This window comes from Paenibacillus sp. NRS-1781, from assembly GCF_050467745.1.
Taxonomy (GTDB): domain Bacteria; phylum Bacillota; class Bacilli; order Paenibacillales; family Paenibacillaceae; genus Paenibacillus; species Paenibacillus terrae_A.
Genome location: NZ_JBITPI010000021.1, coordinates 48,220 through 65,789, shown reverse-complemented (window position 1 = coordinate 65,789; position 17,570 = coordinate 48,220). Strand labels below are relative to the sequence as shown.

Genomic DNA, 17,570 nt, shown 5'->3' with positions numbered 1-17,570 from the left:
GCAGTTTTTGGTAAATATTTTGTTTCTTCAACACTTACACTTTGCGAGAAGCAGCTTTCTCCATGGCAATATGCTCCATCTCCAGCCGATCTACTTTTCCATTGCGATTTAAAGGAAAATGGGCGAGCGGAAGCAAAAGATCGGGAAACATGTATGAAGGAAGTACCCGATTCATCTCTTTGCGGAGTACAGACAAGGCCTGCGAGGATTCGCTTTCGATGAATGCAACAAGCAATGTTCCTTTCGCCTCGTCCTCCAAGGTAATCACGCAGGATCGGTAACCTAGCGAACCAATCCGGTCTTCGATATAGACCGGAGATACCATGTAGCCCATCCGATTGACCGTCTTTCCGCTGCGGCCAATGACATACAGCATTTCGTCATCCAGGTAGCCCAGATCGCCCGTCTTGAACCAGCCGTCCTGTAGAACCGACTGCGTCAGGTCTGGACGATTCAGGTAGCCTTCCATGCATCCCGCACTGCGTATCCACACTTCGCCTACGATGCCGTCCGCCTGCTGCTCGCCAGCAGCATCTAGTATTTTTAGATCCACACCCGGCAACGGCTTGCCACAACCTTGTGGACACTCCAGCGTCCCCAGCGTAACGTTGCCCAATTCAGAAAGACCGTAACCATTCAGCAAGGGCTGTCCAAATATGTTGTTAAATTTTTCTTCGAGGTCTTGGGTAAGTGGGGAACCGCCTACGCACCACATGCGCACCGGAGATTCCTTGACCATTTCCAGTTGTTCGGGTTTTCGGTTTAGCATACGCAACAAGGTGTAAAAAGCTGAGGGGTTAGCGTCTACGACCGTCGCCCGGTCCTTCGTAATACTTGCAATGACGCTCCAGAGGTTTTTAGGATTGCAAATGATGAGAGAACATGAGGTTAACCACCAGGAGAAGATGAGTGAAACACCATAGAAGTGAGAAAACGGTACAACAGGGAGCATATGGTCAGACGGCAGGTAGTTCATGGCGTGGATAGAATGCCTGATATTGTCCATGAAGGCTGATCCAGCTTTCACGATTCCCTTGGGTTTTCCCGTCGTACCTGAAGAATACAGAATGAGAGCATCTGATCTCTCGCACCACTTGTTAAAGTCAATGCCATGAATCTCAGGCTCTCCAACCCAATGTGGGTGTACTGCTTCTTCTTGGATTAGATCTTGAATCAGAATAACAGAAGCATGAGAAAGTCCTGGATCGCAATCGGTCAGGATACAGCAGGCACCCGCTTCGTCGTAAATTTGAGCTATTTCATCAAGCACAGTCTGCTCGTCCACTACAGTCACCGAAACAGCAATGCTGCACAGGGAGAACAGAGACACAACAAAATAATAAGAATTGGCCGCTTTCAGAATTACTCTGCCTTCTTCAGGAATTCCTCGGAGAGCCAACATACGGGAGAAGATCGTAACATCCCGCTCCAGACGCTCCCTTGTCATAATCCCTTCAGGTGAGATAATACGGCAATCCGTATGCGTAACAAGCACAGCGTTCCCTCCTTACATCCCCGTAATATGGTATCCTGCATCAACATGGATAACTTCTCCCGTAATGCCTCTCGATAAATGGGAAAATAGGAATAACGCGGTATCTCCAACTTCGGACGTGTCGACCGTCTTGCGTAGGGGCGTCGTCTCTTCAATATGCTTTAGCATCGTGCTAAAATCCTTAATCCCATATGCGGCCAACGTCCGTATGGGACCAGCCGAAATCGCATTGACACGAATACCATAAGTACCCAGATCGTTCGACAGATAGCGCATGCTTGCTTCCAGTGAAGCCTTCGCCACACCCATAACGTTGTAATTCTTGATCGCTCGTTCTGCGCCAATATACGTCATGGTGACGATACTTCCACCCTCCGTCATCAGCGGGTAAATTCGTCGGGAAACAGCAGCCAAAGAATAGGCACTAATTTCTTGAGCAATGGCGAATCCCTCGCGAGAAGTGTCGACGAACAGGCCGTCCAAATCCTCAGCCTTAGCATAGGCAACACTGTGAAAATAGCCATGCAGGACGCCTACTTTCTCCTTTATAAAATCCGCCAGTGCATCCAATTCTTCGCTGCTTTGTACATTACAGGGACAGACAATGGATCCCGGAATCGTTTCAACGAGCTTTAACACCCGATCTGCGACCCTCTCATTTTCGTAAGTAAAAATGAGCCTTGCTCCTTCAGCAGCTAAAGATTGGGCTGTCCCCCAGGCAATACTCCTGTTATTAGCCACGCCCATAATCAAAATGTTCTTACCACTCAGCAGTGCTGCCACAGAAACCACCTTTCTCATTTACATTTTTCGACAAAAAAAACAACTTAATTTCGTATGTCTACATATATAGACATATGTAATCTTTTCTGGAATATTATCATGTTAGTTGCCAAAGTTAAACAATCGACGTTTTAAGCAGATTCAAGAATTCATATAAAATTCATATATATTTACAAGACATAAAATCGTCTTATTACTCTCCTTCTTAAAAAGGTCAGGAGAACACATGATGCAAGCTGTCTGTCAGCTCAAGAAAAAATAATCTGAACTGCTTCTGTTGGTCTGTGTTCAAATCGGAAGGAATCCATACGAGTGAAAAGGTAGAGAGGCAAAAATGAGGTGACTGTCAAAGCGAAAGTAGTGTAAAAGCTCAGCAAACCACCGGAAGTGACAACTTCATTTTTTACCATCAATGCCCCTTCCGATTTGAACATCCTGATTGATCGGTCTTATTTCATCCGAGTGTGCTGAGGGCTACGCCTTATTTTTCTTAGGAGCCAAAGTATAGCTAAAGGAAACAATAAAGTCGATTAACAGAACAATTGCCCATGTACTCATAATGCCATCCAAGGAAACCGTACGCTGTGGATCATCTACATACACAATGATGGCGAGCAACAGAGCGTTGCCGATAGCCCAGCCCAACAGGTGAAGCAACCACCCCGTCCGTTCCTCTTTTGCATGGGCAGCGCCATATTTGCGTTCGGGCTTCGGCCCCTTGCCAAACCAATGAGAGAACCGTACATCTGCCCATTTAATTAACCTATGACCAAATGCCACCGTAATGCCAAGATAGCAAGCCGCCAGGCCAGTAGCGGTCGTAATCTCCATGCCGCTGCTCACCGTGATAAACACCGCAATCAGTAACAGGACATCAATAATAGGAGTACACAGTAGAAAAAGACCGCCTAATTTCTTTAAGCCAAACATATATCTTGCGATCAACCCTGCAACAACAAAAACCCAGAATAAAACTTCAGCACTAATAATAAATAAATACATAATAGATAATTCCTTTCCAATTGAGATTGGTATTCCCCTCAGCTATCCCCCTTTCATGCCCACTATCATACAATATTATACATAATATTCCTAGTATGTTGTCTATAATTACATAAAAGGAAACAAATAGCCTTTTTTCTACAAAAAAATAGTCTCTGTCACGCCCATTTCGCCTCATTTTCTCAAATTGGATACTTTTCATGATATGCTGCACATTAGACGATGATGATGTAAAATGAAAAAAGATGCACCCGCGTCCATCAGCACGGGTGCATCTTTTTATACTATTGAGCTATCCAATTACGATATGTCCTTCGGGACGACGATATAGCGTCTTGGTGGAGCGTGGACGAATGGCATAAGCGATCGTAAGCGGCCCAATTCTGCCAATGAACATGGTTACACACATGATCAGCTTACCCGCGTCAGACAGTCCCGGGGTCACGCCTACGGATAGACCAACCGTTCCAATCGCGGAAGCAGCCTCAAACGCAAGTGAGAGAAAAGGTGCATCCTCTGTCATTAAGAGCAGCATGACCACAATGGAGAAGATGAATAGAGCCAATACAATAATGGTCAGCGCACGCATCATAATATCTTTGGGCACCCGGTGGCGAAAGAACACTATTTCCTTCTGTCCCCGCATGACGGCAATTAGAGCACCAACCATCAGCAGGAACGTGGTCGTTTTGATTCCTCCCCCGGTAGAGCCCGGAGAAGCACCGATAATCATCAACAGCATGATAAAGAATTGGCTAGCCTGCCTCAACCCGCTGATATCTACTGTGCTGGTACCCGATGATCGCGTAGATACGGATTGAAAGACCGATGCATACACTTTGCCTTCCCAGTTCAGCGAGCCTAGGGTTCGTGTATTGGTAAACTCAAAAATAAATATGACCAGCGCCCCAATCACAATAAGCCCACCCGACACACTTAACACCATTTTGGAGTGTAGACTCAGTCTGCGGGTGCGGCGAAAATCGAACAGATCACTGAGTACAAGAAAGCCCAATCCTCCTGAAATGACAAGCACAGATGCAATTATATTGAACACAAAATCTCCGGCATACCGTTGGAAGCTGCTTCCGAACAGGTCAAATCCCCCGTTATTAAAAAGAGATACCGCATGGAATATTCCGTAGTATATCGCTTGTCCGACGGGCATCTCCCTCATCCACCGCAAAGCCATGACTACAGCAGCTATCGCCTCAATGGTAAAAGAAAAAATCAGCACCTTGCGAATAATACGCACAATTCCTTCCATGCTGTCGGCATTAATCGCTTCCTTTAGCAGCAACCGATCCTTCAACGATAGCCGTCGCCCCAGCAGCAATGCAAACAAGGTCGCCAGGGTCATAAAACCCAGACCGCCCAGCTGCATCAGTACCATGATGACCGTTTCTCCAAACATCGTATAAGTTGAATTAACGTCTACTACGACTAATCCGGTGACACAAGCAGCGGAAACGGACGTAAATAACGAATCAATCCAATGCGGAGCATGTCCACTATGATTGGATATAGGAAGCATCAGCAGCAAAGTGCCCAATGCAATAATCAGTAAGTATCCGATGACCAATATAAAAGGAGGCGACGACGCAAACCGGGCAAGCTTGACGCTGCGTTTCATTAGAAGTCTTCTCTCCATCCGTTCTTATGAAAAAGAGGAACAAGACACGGGAAGCCCGGCTGATCCTCTATATTCATAATGTTATGTTATTCTACCGTACGGTTACGCATATGCGGGAAAAGCAGCACATCGCGAATGGAAGGAGCATCCGTCAGCAACATGACCAAGCGGTCGATGCCGATGCCCAGTCCGCCTGTTGGCGGCATACCGTATTCCAAGGCACGGATAAAATCATCATCCATTTCATGAGCCTCGTCATTGCCATGCTCACGTTCCAGCAATTGTGCTTCAAAACGCTGGCGTTGGTCAATCGGATCATTCAGCTCGGTGAATGCGTTGGCATGCTCACGAGCTACAACAAACAACTCGAAGCGATCCGTAAAGCGTGGATCTTGCTCGTTTCTCTTCGCCAGTGGCGAGATTTCAACCGGATGCCCCATAATAAAGGTTGGTTGAATGAGTGTTTCCTCTACGAATTGTTCGAAGAAGGCATTCAGGATATGTCCAAAGGTCATATGCGGCTCTACCGGCACTTTATGCTCTTTCGCAAGGCGATGAGCTTCTTCATTGCTCAATTGCGCTCCAAAATCCACACCTGTTACTTCTTTAACAGCATCGACCATAGATACTCTGCGCCATTGCGGCGTCAGATCCACTTCCTGGCCCTGATAATGAATGCGCTGTGTACCCAGCACTTCTTGCGCAATGTGAGCCACCATGTTTTCCGTCAATTGCATGATATCCTGGTAGTCAGCATACGCCTCATACAGCTCAATCATCGTGAACTCAGGGTTATGGCGAGTGGAAATACCTTCATTACGGTAAACGCGACCGATCTCATATACTTTCTCCAATCCGCCGACAATCAGTCGTTTCAGATGAAGTTCAATGGCAATACGCATATATAGCTGCATGTCCAATGCATTATGATGTGTAATAAACGGCTTGGCCGCCGCCCCGCCTGCGATGGAATGCAGTGTTGGCGTTTCAACCTCCAAATAACCGAGCGAGTCCAGATAACGGCGCATGGATTGAATAATACGGGAACGCGTAATGAACGTTTTTTGTACTTCCGGGTTCATAACCAGATCGACGTAGCGCTGACGGTAACGCAGCTCAACATCCTTCAGACCATGATATTTCTCCGGTAACGGGTACAACGATTTGGACAATACCTCAAGATCCAGTACCTTAATGGTGGTTTCCCCAGTTTTGGTCTTGAACAGCACGCCTTTAATCCCCACAATGTCGCCCAAATCCAAAATACCAAAGGCTTTGTACTTAGTTTCCGGCACGGTATCTTGACGAACATAGATTTGAATACGTCCACTGAGATCCTGTACATGGGCAAAGCTGGCTTTCCCCATTACCCGTTTGGCCATAATACGGCCTGCAATGCTAATTTCAATATTCTTTTCTTCCAGTTCTTCCTTGGTCAGACTGTCATACTTACTTAGCAGTACACCCGCCTCAGCTGTGCGTATGTATTTACGACCAAAAGGATCAATGCCCAACGAGCGAAGCTCGTCCAATTTGGCGCGGCGAATTTGCAGCAGTTCGCTTAGTTCCTCACGATTTTCTTGAGGTTCCTGGTTAGTAGTTTCATCCGACATGGTGCTAAATCAGCTCCTTCAATATGAATAGACGGGCCGGGGTCCGTCCGGGTGTAGAGAAAAAAAGCTCCCCCAAGGAAGCTTTTACATTCAATTCCAAAGTTTGTGTCTTATTTTTTGATATCCACGATTTTATATTGTATAACACCTGCTGGAACGGTGACATCCACAACAGTTCCTTTTTTCTTACCGAGCATTGCCTTGCCAAGCGGACTTTCATTGGATATTTTATTCTGGAGCGGGTCCGATTCAGCTGAACCTACGATCGCATACTCTGTAACATCTCCGATTTCCATATCCTCAACTGTGACGGTTGCGCCTACTCCCACAACATCGGTTTCAATTTCATCACTATTGATTATGCGGGCATTACGTAGCATTTTTTCCAGCGTAATGACACGGCCTTCAATGAAAGCCTGCTCATTCTTCGCATCCTCATACTCGGAGTTTTCACTGATATCCCCGTATCCGATAGCTACCTTAATCCGTTCCGCCACTTCACGGCGTTTGACAGACTTCAAGTTCTCAAGCTCATCTTCGAGCTTTCTAAGACCTTCCTGTGTCAGAATGACTTCTTTATCGCTCATCTTAACCGATTCTCCTGTCATGGGAAAAGTTTAAAAGTGCATCGGAATGCACGCTTTCAAAACATAATATGCCACTCTGAGGGAATGAGAACATTTCCTGCTGTTGTCTTGAGAGCTGCATACAATTTGTAGCATACATCAAGATTTTATACTGAACGATTATAGGGCAAGTAATTGGAAAAGTCAATCACATACAAAGGCAGAAACAGCTTCCTTATTGCGCAACGGCGGCAGGAGAAACAGCCCCTGTGGAATGTTCATCATTTTCTACCGTGTGTAGTCCGGATACAAAGCCATCCAAAATACGTACCATATCATCACGTTTCGTTTCTTCCATAACAACGTCCTTAATGCGTGCAGAGCCTCTAAGTCCTTTGAGGTACCAGGCCAGATGCTTACGCATTTCGCGGACAGCCACAGCTTCACCCTTCAATGCCACCAGGCGGTCCATATGCAGAATGGCAATGCGGATTTTTTCTTCCGGTGAAGGATCAGGCAAAAGCTCACCTGTCTGCAAATACTCAATCGTACGGTACAGCATCCAAGGGTTACCCAGAGCGCCGCGTCCGATCATAACACCGTCACAGTTGGTCAAATCCAGCATCCGGCGGGCATCTTCCGGTGATGCCACGTCTCCATTTCCAATTACAGGAATGGAAACTGCTTCTTTAACTTCTTTTATAATATCCCAGTTCGCATGTCCCGTATACAATTGCTCCCGTGTACGACCATGTACGCTGACAGCCTGACCTCCGGCGCGTTCTACGGCACGGGCGTTCTCTACGGCATAAATATGCTCGCTATCCCAACCAATACGCATTTTCACGGTAACAGGCTTGCTCACGGATTCCACTACAGCCGATACCATTTCATAAATTTTATTGGGATCGAGCAGCCAACGGGCACCCGCATCACATTTGGTTACCTTGGGAACCGGACAGCCCATATTGATGTCAATAATATCTGCGTTCGTCTCCTGATCCACGACCTTAGCCGCTTCCACCAAAGATTCACGGTCTCCCCCGAAAATTTGCAGACTAAGCGGTTTCTCGCGATCATCTACGAACAGCATCTCACGCGTGCGCTTGTTACCGTGAATGATCGCCTTGTCACTAACCATTTCTGCGCATACCAAGCCTGTGCCAAATTCTTTGGCAATCAGGCGAAAAGCAGGATTACACACGCCCGCCATCGGAGCCAGGACGACTTGGTTTTTCATTTCAATACCGCCGATTTTCAACATATCTGTTCACTCCTTTATTCCTTCTTTTATATCGTACACTTATCGTCATTCCGTCAGTTCCCGGACTTCAATTTCTAGCGTTCGGGCAATAATGTCCAACATGTCAGGCTCTACTGTTCGGTTGCCCCGTTCCACAGCACCCAGCACAGCCAAGGATATGCCGGTTCGCTCAGCCAACTCCTGCTGCGTGAATCCTTTTAGCTTCCGAAAGGCGCGAAGCCGTTGCGCCAGCTGCTTGTTTTCCAAAACTGTATGCCGTCCTTTCCATCCAATGATTTCAATGCAGTATGCACGATACTGTACAGACCGGATGGATCTTGGTTCGGAACGATATCAGCTAATGGCACAAGTACAAAAGCACGCTCCAGCATGCGGGGATGAGGAAGCTCCAAATCCGGTGTAGCGAGCTGCACCGCTTCCATCCATAACAAATCCAGATCAATAGTGCGCGGACCGTTAGGAATATGTCTTACTCTACCCAGATGACTCTCTACCTCCAGCATGAAGGCCAGAAGCTCCTCTGGAGCAAGTGTTGTGGATATGGCTGCTGACATATTCAAAAAAGAAGGCTGATCCAAATAACCTACAGGCTCTGTTTCGTACAGGCTGGAGCAACGCAGCACCCGTATACCCGGATGTTCGTCCAGCGCCGTGATGGCTTCATACAGGGTATGCTCACGATCCCCCAAATTAGCCCCTAAAGCAATATAAGCCTCTGATGCCTCAGAGGTCGAATGTGCGTTCATGTACCGTTCCTACTTTCTTGCGCGATAAAGCTCAACCGTCACGCCCTCAAAATGAATATCGAACGGCGGATGCGGCTTCGTGACTTTGACAGTCAGTGCATTGACACTAGTATAAGTGTCCAGTAAGGAAGATGCAATACGTTCGCCCAAAGCTTCAATCAATTGGTAAGATTCCTTTTCTACAATATCTTTAACGGTGTAATGCACCTCAGCGTAATTAACCGTTTTGTCCAATGCGTCTTGCTCGCCCGCCTCACGCAGATCAAGCTCCAGTTCCAAATCAATGTAAAAACGCTGTCCCAGCTTGCGTTCTTCAGGAAAAACGCCGTGATATCCATAATACTCCATGCGATGCAAAACTATTTTATCCATCGTGGTAGTCCCCCTGTTTTTTTATTTTGACCCGTACACCATCGCATCACACATACGCACTGTGCGCTTGATTTGCGCAACATCATGTACACGCACAATCTGACAGCCTTGGGCAATGCCAAAGGCGACAGTAGCCGCAGTGCCCTCAACCACATCATCCACAGGCAAATCCAGCGCTGTACGAATAAATCTTTTGCGTGACGTCGCCAACAACAGCGGGTAGCCCAACTGACTTAGTGTATCGAGAGAAGTCATAGCATGAATATTTTCGTCATAATCTTTGGCAAATCCGATGCCCGGATCTAAAATAATCTGTTCCGCACGTACACCTGCATCCAGCGCCAATCCGATACTTTCTTTTAAATCATTTATCATATCAGGTATAAAATCGCTATAGCTACGGTCATGACGATTATGCATTAAAATGACTGGACAATCGAATTGTGAAGCCACACTTGCCATGTCAGGGTCTGCCTTAAACCCCCACACATCATTGATGATATGCGCACCTGCTTCAAGCGCCTGCCGGGCTACTTCAGCTTTGTAAGTATCCACGGATAATGGAATGTGCGGAGCAATACGATGGATAGCCTGTACGACCGGAATGACACGTGCCAGTTCTTCTTCCACGCCTACCGGATCATGCCCCGGCCGGGTGGACTCTCCGCCAATATCAATCATATCGGCTCCATCCTCCACCAGCTTTAAGGCATGTAAAACGGCAATCTCCAGACTAGTGTGCAATCCGCCATCGGAAAATGAATCCGGGGTCACGTTCAGTATACCCATCACCAATGTGGAATCTCCGAGCGTAAGCTTGGCCTCGCCCATCTGATAGCTTCGTCGGTACAAGGTCGGTATGTTCAATTCATCCCTGCTTTCTCTCTGTAATCGTGTATCAGCAGAGCTGTTATGGAACCAGCCTGTTTCCAGGCATCGGATAACCGGTGCATCGTTCCATCCCGCTCCAGCAGTAGGTTCACAGGCCGAATTTCCTGTATGGAGTTCGTCATCAATATTTCATCAGCCAGCCGCAGCTCGTCCCAACGGTATAGACCCTGCTCACAGCGGATGCCCCTCGCTTGCGCCAGCTCCAGAAGGAGTCCGCGTGTAATCCCTGACAGGATACCTGTGGACAGATCTGGGGTGTACAGCGTACCGTTTCGGACAAAAAACAGGTTGCTGACCATTCCTTCTGCCAGGAAACCGTCTGCCGTAAGCATCATCCCTTCAGCCTTATGCTGGACGGCAGTGGCGTACTGCTGAAGCTCCCGCTTGGCGAGAATGTTATTCATATAATGGAGCGATTTTAAACGAACCTCGCCCTCGGGCGTGTTTCTCGGAGTTCGCAACAACTGAAGCGCCGATATGGAAGTTGTTCCCACGGCCTCTATATGCGTAGCGGGTAACGGCTTGGCGAACAAAATATGGTTAGGGCGCGTATAGTCACCAGATGGCAAGCCGAGTACCTCTTCGCCCGCTGACACGGTGTAGCGGATATATGCTTCGTTCAGACCATTCGCGGCCATCAGACTTTGGATATGCGCGATAAGTTGGTTCTTGTCCGGTTGAAAAGGAATGCCCAGCATCTGGCAGCCCTCTGCCAGTCTGTGCAAATGACGATCGAGCAGAAACGGAACTCCCTTGTAGGTACGAAAGGTCTCAAATAGGCCCATTCCGTACAAAAAGCCGTGATCACTTACGTGAATCACGGCATCTGCGGCTTCCGTGAGGGCGCCATTGACTCCGATATATTTCATGAATCAGACGCCTACCTTGCGTTTCAGGAAATTGCGTAGCAGTTGATGCCCGTGGTCCGTAATAATGGACTCCGGATGGAACTGAACTCCTTCCACGGCAAATTCTTTATGCCGCAAGCCCATAATTTCACCTTCCGCAGTTTCAGCGGTAATTTCCAGACATTCAGGCAGGCTCTCGCGCTCCACTAGCAAAGAATGATACCGGGTCGCTGTAAACGGGGAAGGCAAACCTTCAAATACCGATGTATTATGGTGGAGAATCGGTGATGTTTTGCCGTGCATGAGTCGTTCAGCCCGGATGACATGACCCCCAAACGCCTGTCCGATGGCCTGGTGACCGAGACAAACGCCGAAGATCGGAATCAGCCCTTTAAAGTGGCTAATCACGTCCAGCGATATTCCCGCCTCATTCGGCGTGCATGGACCCGGTGAAATCAGAATATGCTCCGGCGCCAGCTCTTCTATGCCTTTCAGATCAATCTCATCGTTCCGTCTTACGGTTACTTCCTCGCCTAGCTCACCCAAATACTGAACAAGATTGTACGTAAACGAATCATAGTTATCAATCACCAAGATCATACGACTCACCCTCCTGTGATACCGCTTTTGCTCAAAGCGGCTTCTTCTTCACCACATTGTACTGCCTTCATGACGGCTCTTGCCTTATTTCGGCACTCGCGATATTCCCTGTACGGGTCTGAGTCAATGACAATGCCTGCACCTGCCTGTAAGTAGGCCGTGCTGCCTTTGACAGCTAGTGTTCTTATTATAATATTTAATTCCATATTGCCGTTATAGTCAATCCATCCCATGGACCCTGTATAAGGACCACGCCGGACAGGCTCTAATTCTTCAATGATTTCCATGGTGCGCACCTTGGGCGCTCCGGTAATGGTTCCCCCGGGAAAGGTGGCGGCGATCACATCTAAAGCGGTACGACCTGCGGCCAGCTTACCCTCTACTTGAGAAACGAGATGCATCACGTGCGAATAATACTCCACTGTCAGAAGTTCCGGCACATGCACCGTTCCGTATTCAGCAATCCGTCCGATATCATTGCGTTCCAGATCGACGAGCATGATATGCTCGGCGCGCTCTTTTTCGCTCGATAGCAGCTCGGCAGCCATGGCAGTATCCTCTTCCGGTGTGAGTCCTCGCCTTCTCGTACCTGCAATGGGACGTGCGCTGACGCGTCCATTCTCCAGCTTTACCAGTAATTCCGGCGAACCGCTGACGATTCGTAAATCCGGCATCCGCAGCAGGCCCATGTAAGGGGAAGGGTTCAGCAGGCGAAGCCACTCATAGATATCCTCAGGTTGGGCTGCCAGCGTACGTTGCTGACGAATCGACAGGTTCACCTGAAACACGTCACCTTGTGCAATGTATTCCTGCACGCGCTTTACAGCGTGTTCAAAATCCTCTTGGTTGAAAGCTGCTTTCCAGCCTTCTGCTTCATGATGAGCAACGAACAGCTCTTCTTCGGCAAGCCTTGCGCAACGGCGAATATAAGCAGGGTCAGGTGCTCCGGCTTGTATGATGTTTTCCCACTGGGTCAGCATACGTTCTGCATGCTGGACAGCTTCTGCGTAATATTCGGAAAGTATGGCTTTCCGCTGATCCAAAGCTACATCATCGACACTGGCGGTGTTACTACTGACGGTATCCAGGTGAACAGGTGCGGGCGTATGAACAGCGCAATAAATACGGCCTTCCTCATGATCATAGATCCATAGCTCGTTCACTTGCATCCATACATAGTCCGGTATGCCTGTATCGTCTGCTGCCTGTATCGGCAGGCGCTCCAGTGAGCGAGCTACATCGTAGCCGAAATAACCGGCAAAGCCTCCAGTGAAAAAAGGGATGCCCGGTACGTGCGGCGCACGGTAGGAAGCGATCCAGTCGTTCATGACGGTCAGGGGCTGACCGTGCATGAGATCACGCTTGCCGCTTTTTAGATCGGTCCAGACTGCCTGTTCCCCCTTACCTTCCAATATAGCAACCGGATTTAAGCACAGATAGGTGTATCTCCCGCCTTTAGCACTCTCCAGTAAAAAGGCATTGGGTGACGAATCCTCCCATGCCCTCTGCCATGATAACGGTAAACCGTCCGCAGGTAACTGATACTCAGCGATATATGGGAGTATACTCCATCCTTCCTTCTGCCAGGCCTGCCACTGTACCTCCGTTACTCTAGCTGTCGATTTCATACGTGTGTGCTTCCCCTTCCCTTACTTTGCGCAAAGTCTATAAGCTTTTTTTAAAAAGAATCCCCCACCCCCCTGGGAACAGGGAAATGAGGGACTCCTTACATATAGTATACACAATTACGACGTAATTACAGCTCGAAATTATACAGTGGCGTACTCAGGTAACGTTCACCATTACTTGGAATGATGACAACAATACGCTTGCCTTTGCCTAATTCTTTAGCCAGCTTCAAAGCGGCATGAACAGCCGCACCGGAGGAAATACCAGACAAGATGCCTTCTTCCTTGGCTACTGTACGCGCCAATTCGAAAGCTTCATCGTTTTCTACATGAATAATTTCATCATAGATGTCACGGTTCAAAATTTCAGGAATGAAGTTGGCACCAATCCCCTGAATTTTGTGCGGTCCTGGCTTGCCACCAGCCAAGATTGGAGAAGCAGCCGGCTCTACAGCAACGATTTTGATTTCAGGGAATTCTTTCTTAAGCACTTCCCCTGCACCAGAAATAGTACCACCTGTACCAATCCCGGCTACAAAACCGTCCAAGCTACCACCGATGGAGCGGATGGCTTCAACGATCTCAGGGCCTGTCGTTTCACGGTGAATCTTGATGTTGGCTTTGTTCTTGAACTGCTCGGCAGCAAAATACTCGGGATTCTCACTCAGCAGCTCTTCCATTTTCTTAACAGAGCCGTTCATGCCCTCCGATCCGGGTGTCAGCACCAGATCTGCTCCGTAAGCGCGTAGCAGGTTGCGACGCTCCAAGCTCATTGTTTCTGGCATAACGATTACTGCCTTGTATCCCTTTGCAGCTGCAACCATAGCCAAGCCGATTCCTGTATTACCGCTGGTAGCTTCAATAATCGTACCGCCTGGTTTGAGCAATCCTTCACGTTCGGCCTCTTCCACCATACTAATCGCGATGCGGTCTTTTACACTGGACCCCGGGTTCTGGTATTCCAGTTTCAAATAAATTTCTGCGCTATCTTCCGGTACGATCCGGTTAAGACGGACGAGAGGGGTCTCCCCGATAAGCTCGGTAACGTTATTGACGACTTTAGCCATGATAAGTTCCTCCCTGACATTGAATGTTATATTAAGTTTTTGCGAAATCACATTGTTAATCCATCCTGGTTTTAATTTCCGATAAAAAAGGTAGGTATTATACGATAATCATAACAATCTTCAAATCCATTGTCAATACGAGCCATAAAAAACACGATGCCTTCTGCTCTGATTTTCAGCATCGCGCTTCCTTCAAACCCAGGATTGCTCACCCTGTTTATAGAGCAATGGAGGGCATATCTTTTCCAGGCAAAATGCGTACCCCGTATTTATCACGCAGGCTTTTCTCTACCTCCTCCAGAGGGGCAGCTTGAGCGAGTGCAAGCGAGCGGCGAATTTGCTGTCGAATCTGTTGTTCGTTCGGGGGACCTTCCAGGCGGATATCCTGTACAAAAATGACGGCGTAGCCCTCGTTAACAGCGATGGGACCAGCAACATCACCGGAGCTTAGCTCTCTCGCTGCCTCCATAATCTCTTGCGGCTGAAAAGGATCATACGCATCCACCCATCCCAGCTGTCCGCTTTTGTCTTTGCCGTCAAGATGACTGGAATGTTCTTGAAGAAGTGTATCAAAGCTTTCTCCCTGCTTAACCCGTTCAAGTAGCCTCTCAGCTTCCTCCGATTGGGTCAGGTATATGGTTGCCAGCTTGATCTTCTTGCCGACTGCAAATTCCTCAGGATGTTGCTTCCAGTACTCCTCAATCTCAGCTTCCTGAACTTGAATACCCTGTGTGGCTATTTTCTCCAACCCAATCCGGTATTCCGCCTCATTCCGCAAATCATCCGGATTTAATCCGAACTGTTGCTGCATTTCATCAAAATAGGCGCGATCCGAGGCATACCCTTTACTATCCTGCTTCAGCACCTGCTGCAAATCCTCTTGGGTAACCTTGATACCGAGACGTCCAGCCTCCGCCTCCACAACTTTGCGGTTTAACATTTGCAACAATGTAGCGGCTCCATAGCGTTTTTTCAGCTCTGCAATCCACTGTTCCTCAGATATGCCTTCCTGACCCATCTCCGCCACATTATGATCGCCGTCGTCCTTGGTTACATCACCCGGCTTTAACAGCCCGCGAAGCATGATAAACCCCCCCAAGGCGGCGACACTGACGGTCAGGATAATGACAGTCGTCCATAATCCTTTCTCCCGTGTAGTCATCGCTCGCACCGCCCATCCGGTTAGGCTTTGGCTTGATCTAACAGATTTTGCAATTCGTCTTTATTAAACTGATAAGCCTCATTACAGAAGTGGCACACGACCTCGGCCTGTTCCTCTTCCTCAATCAGCTGCTCCAATTCGCTTTCTCCCAAGCTGATTAATGTTTTTTCCACACGCTCTCGCGAGCATTCACATTGAAAATGAATATCCATTTCGTCGAGAATCCGAACGTCCGGCAGCATCCAACGCAGCATTTCATCAAGCTCTAAGCCCTGATCCAGCAGAGCTGTAACTGGCGGAATGGAACCAACTGCATTTTCGATGGCTGTAATCTCATCATCATCCAAGCCCGGAAGCAACTGAATAATAAATCCACCCGCCACGATAACCGAGTTATCGGTATCCACCAGCACGCCCAAGCCCACCGCCGAAGGTGTCTGCTCTGATTTGGCAAAATAATAAGTAAAATCTTCACCCAGCTCGCCGGAAATAATCGGCGTACTTCCACGATAGGGTTCTTTTAATCCCAAATCCTTGATGATATGAATAAAGCCCTCTGTTCCGACAGCACCTGCTACATCCAGTTTGCCCATACTATTGCTCGGCAAATGAACATGTGGCTCGGACACATAGCCCCGCACCTCACCTACAGCATTGGCATCAACAACGATTTGTCCGATGGGACCGTCACCTTTAACCTGAATGGTCAGTCGCTCTTTGCCTTTTAACATAGAGCCCATAATGGCACCCGCTGTAAGTGTTCGTCCCAAAGCAGCGGTGGCGGTAGGATACGTATCATGTCTTCTCCGCAATTCCTCCACCAGTTCTGTTGTCCGGACCGCAAAGGCTCTGACCCTTCCATCCATAGCTGTACCACGAATAAGTCGATCCTGTTTCTTTTCCATATTGATTTCCTCCCCTATTCTCAGAGCAGCTATAGGCTGTTATTTTCGTTAGTGTATATTTTTTTCCGCATCACTAAAGCATGATTCCTGCTATATAAACAACCTGCATTGACAGATCACGCGAATCGTTCAAAAACGTAACATATTTCAGTATAGACGAAAAACGCCGCCAATCCAAACCGGTTTCATCTCCGGCTGGCCTCGGCGGCAGCTTATATCTTTTCTATTCAGCGTTACGTTGGTAAATAATACGCAAGCCCTCCAGCGTCAACATCGGCAACACTTTCTGAATGCTCCGTGTCTCTGAGGCAATTAACTCGGCAAGACCTCCGGTAGCAATAACCGTAGGCTCTACCTGCATTTCCTCCTTTATGCGCTCCACAATACCGTCCACTTGCCCCGCATAACCAAAAATGATCCCCGCTTGCATAGCATGAACCGTATTGCGGCCGATGACCTTCTTGGGTTTTTCCAGCTCAATGCGAGGCAGCTTGGAAGCCCGTTGATACAGCGCCTCCGTCGATATTCCGATACCTGGCACAATGACTCCGCCCAAGTAGTTTCCCTTGTCATCAATACAATCAAACGTCGTGGCTGTTCCAAAATCCACCACAACCAGAGGGCCGCCATACCGCTCGACAGCAGCAACGGCGTTCACGATCCGGTCAGCCCCTACTTCACGCGGATTTTCATAACGCAGATTAAGACCGGTCTTGATTCCCGGTCCGACAATTAGGGGCGTTCTGCCTATGTATTTGTCGCACATTTCCTCCAACACATGAACCAGCGGTGGAACGACTGAGGAGATAATGACCCCTTCAATATCATCCTTTAATACACCGCCCATACTAAAAAGATTATGTATGAGCACGCCGTATTCATCTGCGGTTGCCTGTCTGGAGGTGCTGATCCGGTAATGATGCAATAGCTCCCGGCCCTGATATATCCCCAGCACAATATTGGTATTGCCTACATCCACTACAAGAATCAATCGG

General features: G+C 48.1%; 18 protein-coding genes. All 18 read right to left on the bottom strand.

The window, feature by feature from the left end; translation table 11 throughout:
- Window positions 1-34 precede the first annotated feature (34 nt).
- Complete coding sequence (locus tag ACIFO6_RS08170) at window positions 35-1,495, bottom strand: class I adenylate-forming enzyme family protein (RefSeq protein WP_430039853.1); 1,461 nt, start codon at window positions 1,493-1,495, stop codon at window positions 35-37.
- Between the two features lie 12 nt (window positions 1,496-1,507).
- Window positions 1,508-2,278 carry an enoyl-ACP reductase FabI gene (gene fabI, locus ACIFO6_RS08165; protein ID WP_430039851.1) on the bottom strand — a complete coding sequence of 257 codons (771 nt, stop codon included), beginning with the start codon at window positions 2,276-2,278 and terminating at the stop codon, window positions 1,508-1,510.
- Window positions 2,279-2,752: 474 nt separating this feature from the next.
- Entirely contained in the window at window positions 2,753-3,280 is a 528-nt protein-coding gene (locus ACIFO6_RS08160) for a hypothetical protein (RefSeq protein WP_430039849.1), read from the bottom strand.
- A 292-nt stretch (window positions 3,281-3,572) separates the two neighbouring features.
- On the bottom strand, window positions 3,573-4,913 hold the full coding sequence (locus ACIFO6_RS08155) for a TrkH family potassium uptake protein (RefSeq protein WP_430039847.1): 1,341 nt from the start codon (window positions 4,911-4,913) through the stop codon (window positions 3,573-3,575).
- An 86-nt stretch (window positions 4,914-4,999) separates the two neighbouring features.
- Window positions 5,000-6,526: a lysine--tRNA ligase gene (gene lysS, locus ACIFO6_RS08150; RefSeq protein WP_430039845.1), complete on the bottom strand. Its 1,527-nt coding sequence runs from the start codon at window positions 6,524-6,526 to the stop codon at window positions 5,000-5,002.
- Between the two features lie 110 nt (window positions 6,527-6,636).
- Window positions 6,637-7,113 (bottom strand): transcription elongation factor GreA, encoded by a 477-nt coding sequence (gene greA, locus ACIFO6_RS08145; protein WP_283654076.1) that lies wholly within the window; start codon window positions 7,111-7,113, stop codon window positions 6,637-6,639.
- 214 nt (window positions 7,114-7,327) lie between these two features.
- Complete coding sequence (dusB, locus tag ACIFO6_RS08140) at window positions 7,328-8,356, bottom strand: tRNA dihydrouridine synthase DusB (protein WP_430039843.1); 1,029 nt, start codon at window positions 8,354-8,356, stop codon at window positions 7,328-7,330.
- 45 nt (window positions 8,357-8,401) lie between these two features.
- On the bottom strand, window positions 8,402-8,602 hold the full coding sequence (locus tag ACIFO6_RS08135) for a helix-turn-helix domain-containing protein (protein ID WP_430039841.1): 201 nt from the start codon (window positions 8,600-8,602) through the stop codon (window positions 8,402-8,404).
- Window positions 8,554-9,102, bottom strand: a complete 549-nt coding sequence (folK, locus tag ACIFO6_RS08130; protein ID WP_430039839.1) for a 2-amino-4-hydroxy-6-hydroxymethyldihydropteridine diphosphokinase — start codon at window positions 9,100-9,102, stop codon at window positions 8,554-8,556. Before folK ends, ACIFO6_RS08135 begins: the two co-directional genes overlap by 49 nt.
- 9 nt (window positions 9,103-9,111) lie before the next feature.
- Complete coding sequence (gene folB / locus ACIFO6_RS08125; RefSeq protein ID WP_430039838.1) at window positions 9,112-9,474, bottom strand: dihydroneopterin aldolase; 363 nt, start codon at window positions 9,472-9,474, stop codon at window positions 9,112-9,114.
- A gap of 21 nt (window positions 9,475-9,495) precedes the next feature.
- Entirely contained in the window at window positions 9,496-10,341 is an 846-nt protein-coding gene (folP, locus tag ACIFO6_RS08120) for a dihydropteroate synthase (RefSeq protein WP_430039837.1), read from the bottom strand.
- Window positions 10,338-11,234 (bottom strand): aminotransferase class IV, encoded by an 897-nt coding sequence (locus ACIFO6_RS08115; protein WP_430039835.1) that lies wholly within the window; start codon window positions 11,232-11,234, stop codon window positions 10,338-10,340. Before ACIFO6_RS08115 ends, folP begins: the two co-directional genes overlap by 4 nt.
- A 3-nt stretch (window positions 11,235-11,237) precedes the next feature.
- The gene (gene pabA, locus ACIFO6_RS08110) at window positions 11,238-11,813 is read right to left on the bottom strand and encodes an aminodeoxychorismate/anthranilate synthase component II (protein ID WP_430039833.1); all 576 of its coding nucleotides are present in this window, start codon (window positions 11,811-11,813) and stop codon (window positions 11,238-11,240) included.
- Window positions 11,814-11,818: 5 nt separating this feature from the next.
- Window positions 11,819-13,441 (bottom strand): anthranilate synthase component I family protein, encoded by a 1,623-nt coding sequence (locus tag ACIFO6_RS08105; RefSeq protein ID WP_430039831.1) that lies wholly within the window; start codon window positions 13,439-13,441, stop codon window positions 11,819-11,821.
- 128 nt (window positions 13,442-13,569) lie between these two features.
- Window positions 13,570-14,508 (bottom strand): cysteine synthase A, encoded by a 939-nt coding sequence (cysK, locus tag ACIFO6_RS08100; RefSeq protein ID WP_430039830.1) that lies wholly within the window; start codon window positions 14,506-14,508, stop codon window positions 13,570-13,572.
- A gap of 217 nt (window positions 14,509-14,725) precedes the next feature.
- Window positions 14,726-15,670 carry a peptidyl-prolyl cis-trans isomerase gene (locus ACIFO6_RS08095; protein ID WP_430039828.1) on the bottom strand — a complete coding sequence of 315 codons (945 nt, stop codon included), beginning with the start codon at window positions 15,668-15,670 and terminating at the stop codon, window positions 14,726-14,728.
- 20 nt (window positions 15,671-15,690) lie between these two features.
- Window positions 15,691-16,575: an Hsp33 family molecular chaperone HslO gene (gene hslO, locus ACIFO6_RS08090; protein WP_430039826.1), complete on the bottom strand. Its 885-nt coding sequence runs from the start codon at window positions 16,573-16,575 to the stop codon at window positions 15,691-15,693.
- A 223-nt stretch (window positions 16,576-16,798) separates the two neighbouring features.
- Window positions 16,799-17,566, bottom strand: a complete 768-nt coding sequence (locus ACIFO6_RS08085) for a type III pantothenate kinase (protein WP_430039824.1) — start codon at window positions 17,564-17,566, stop codon at window positions 16,799-16,801.
- Between the last annotated feature and the right edge of the window lie 4 nt (window positions 17,567-17,570).

Bases quoted from the DNA above. Each gene is read 5' to 3' on its own strand.
- ACIFO6_RS08160 (WP_430039849.1), bottom strand. From the start codon at position 3,280: ATGTATTTATTTATTATTAGTGCTGAAGTTTTATTCTGGGTTTTTGTT.
- ACIFO6_RS08155 (WP_430039847.1), bottom strand. From the start codon at position 4,913: ATGAAACGCAGCGTCAAGCTTGCCCGGTTTGCGTCGTCGCCTCCTTTT.
- lysS (WP_430039845.1), bottom strand. From the start codon at position 6,526: ATGTCGGATGAAACTACTAACCAGGAACCTCAAGAAAATCGTGAGGAA.
- greA (WP_283654076.1), bottom strand. From the start codon at position 7,113: ATGAGCGATAAAGAAGTCATTCTGACACAGGAAGGTCTTAGAAAGCTC.
- dusB (WP_430039843.1), bottom strand. From the start codon at position 8,356: ATGTTGAAAATCGGCGGTATTGAAATGAAAAACCAAGTCGTCCTGGCT.
- folK (WP_430039839.1), bottom strand. From the start codon at position 9,102: ATGAACGCACATTCGACCTCTGAGGCATCAGAGGCTTATATTGCTTTA.
- folB (WP_430039838.1), bottom strand. From the start codon at position 9,474: ATGGATAAAATAGTTTTGCATCGCATGGAGTATTATGGATATCACGGC.
- ACIFO6_RS08115 (WP_430039835.1), bottom strand. From the start codon at position 11,234: ATGAAATATATCGGAGTCAATGGCGCCCTCACGGAAGCCGCAGATGCC.
- pabA (WP_430039833.1), bottom strand. From the start codon at position 11,813: ATGATCTTGGTGATTGATAACTATGATTCGTTTACGTACAATCTTGTT.
- ACIFO6_RS08105 (WP_430039831.1), bottom strand. From the start codon at position 13,441: ATGAAATCGACAGCTAGAGTAACGGAGGTACAGTGGCAGGCCTGGCAG.
- cysK (WP_430039830.1), bottom strand. From the start codon at position 14,508: ATGGCTAAAGTCGTCAATAACGTTACCGAGCTTATCGGGGAGACCCCT.
- ACIFO6_RS08095 (WP_430039828.1), bottom strand. From the start codon at position 15,670: ATGACTACACGGGAGAAAGGATTATGGACGACTGTCATTATCCTGACC.
- hslO (WP_430039826.1), bottom strand. From the start codon at position 16,575: ATGGAAAAGAAACAGGATCGACTTATTCGTGGTACAGCTATGGATGGA.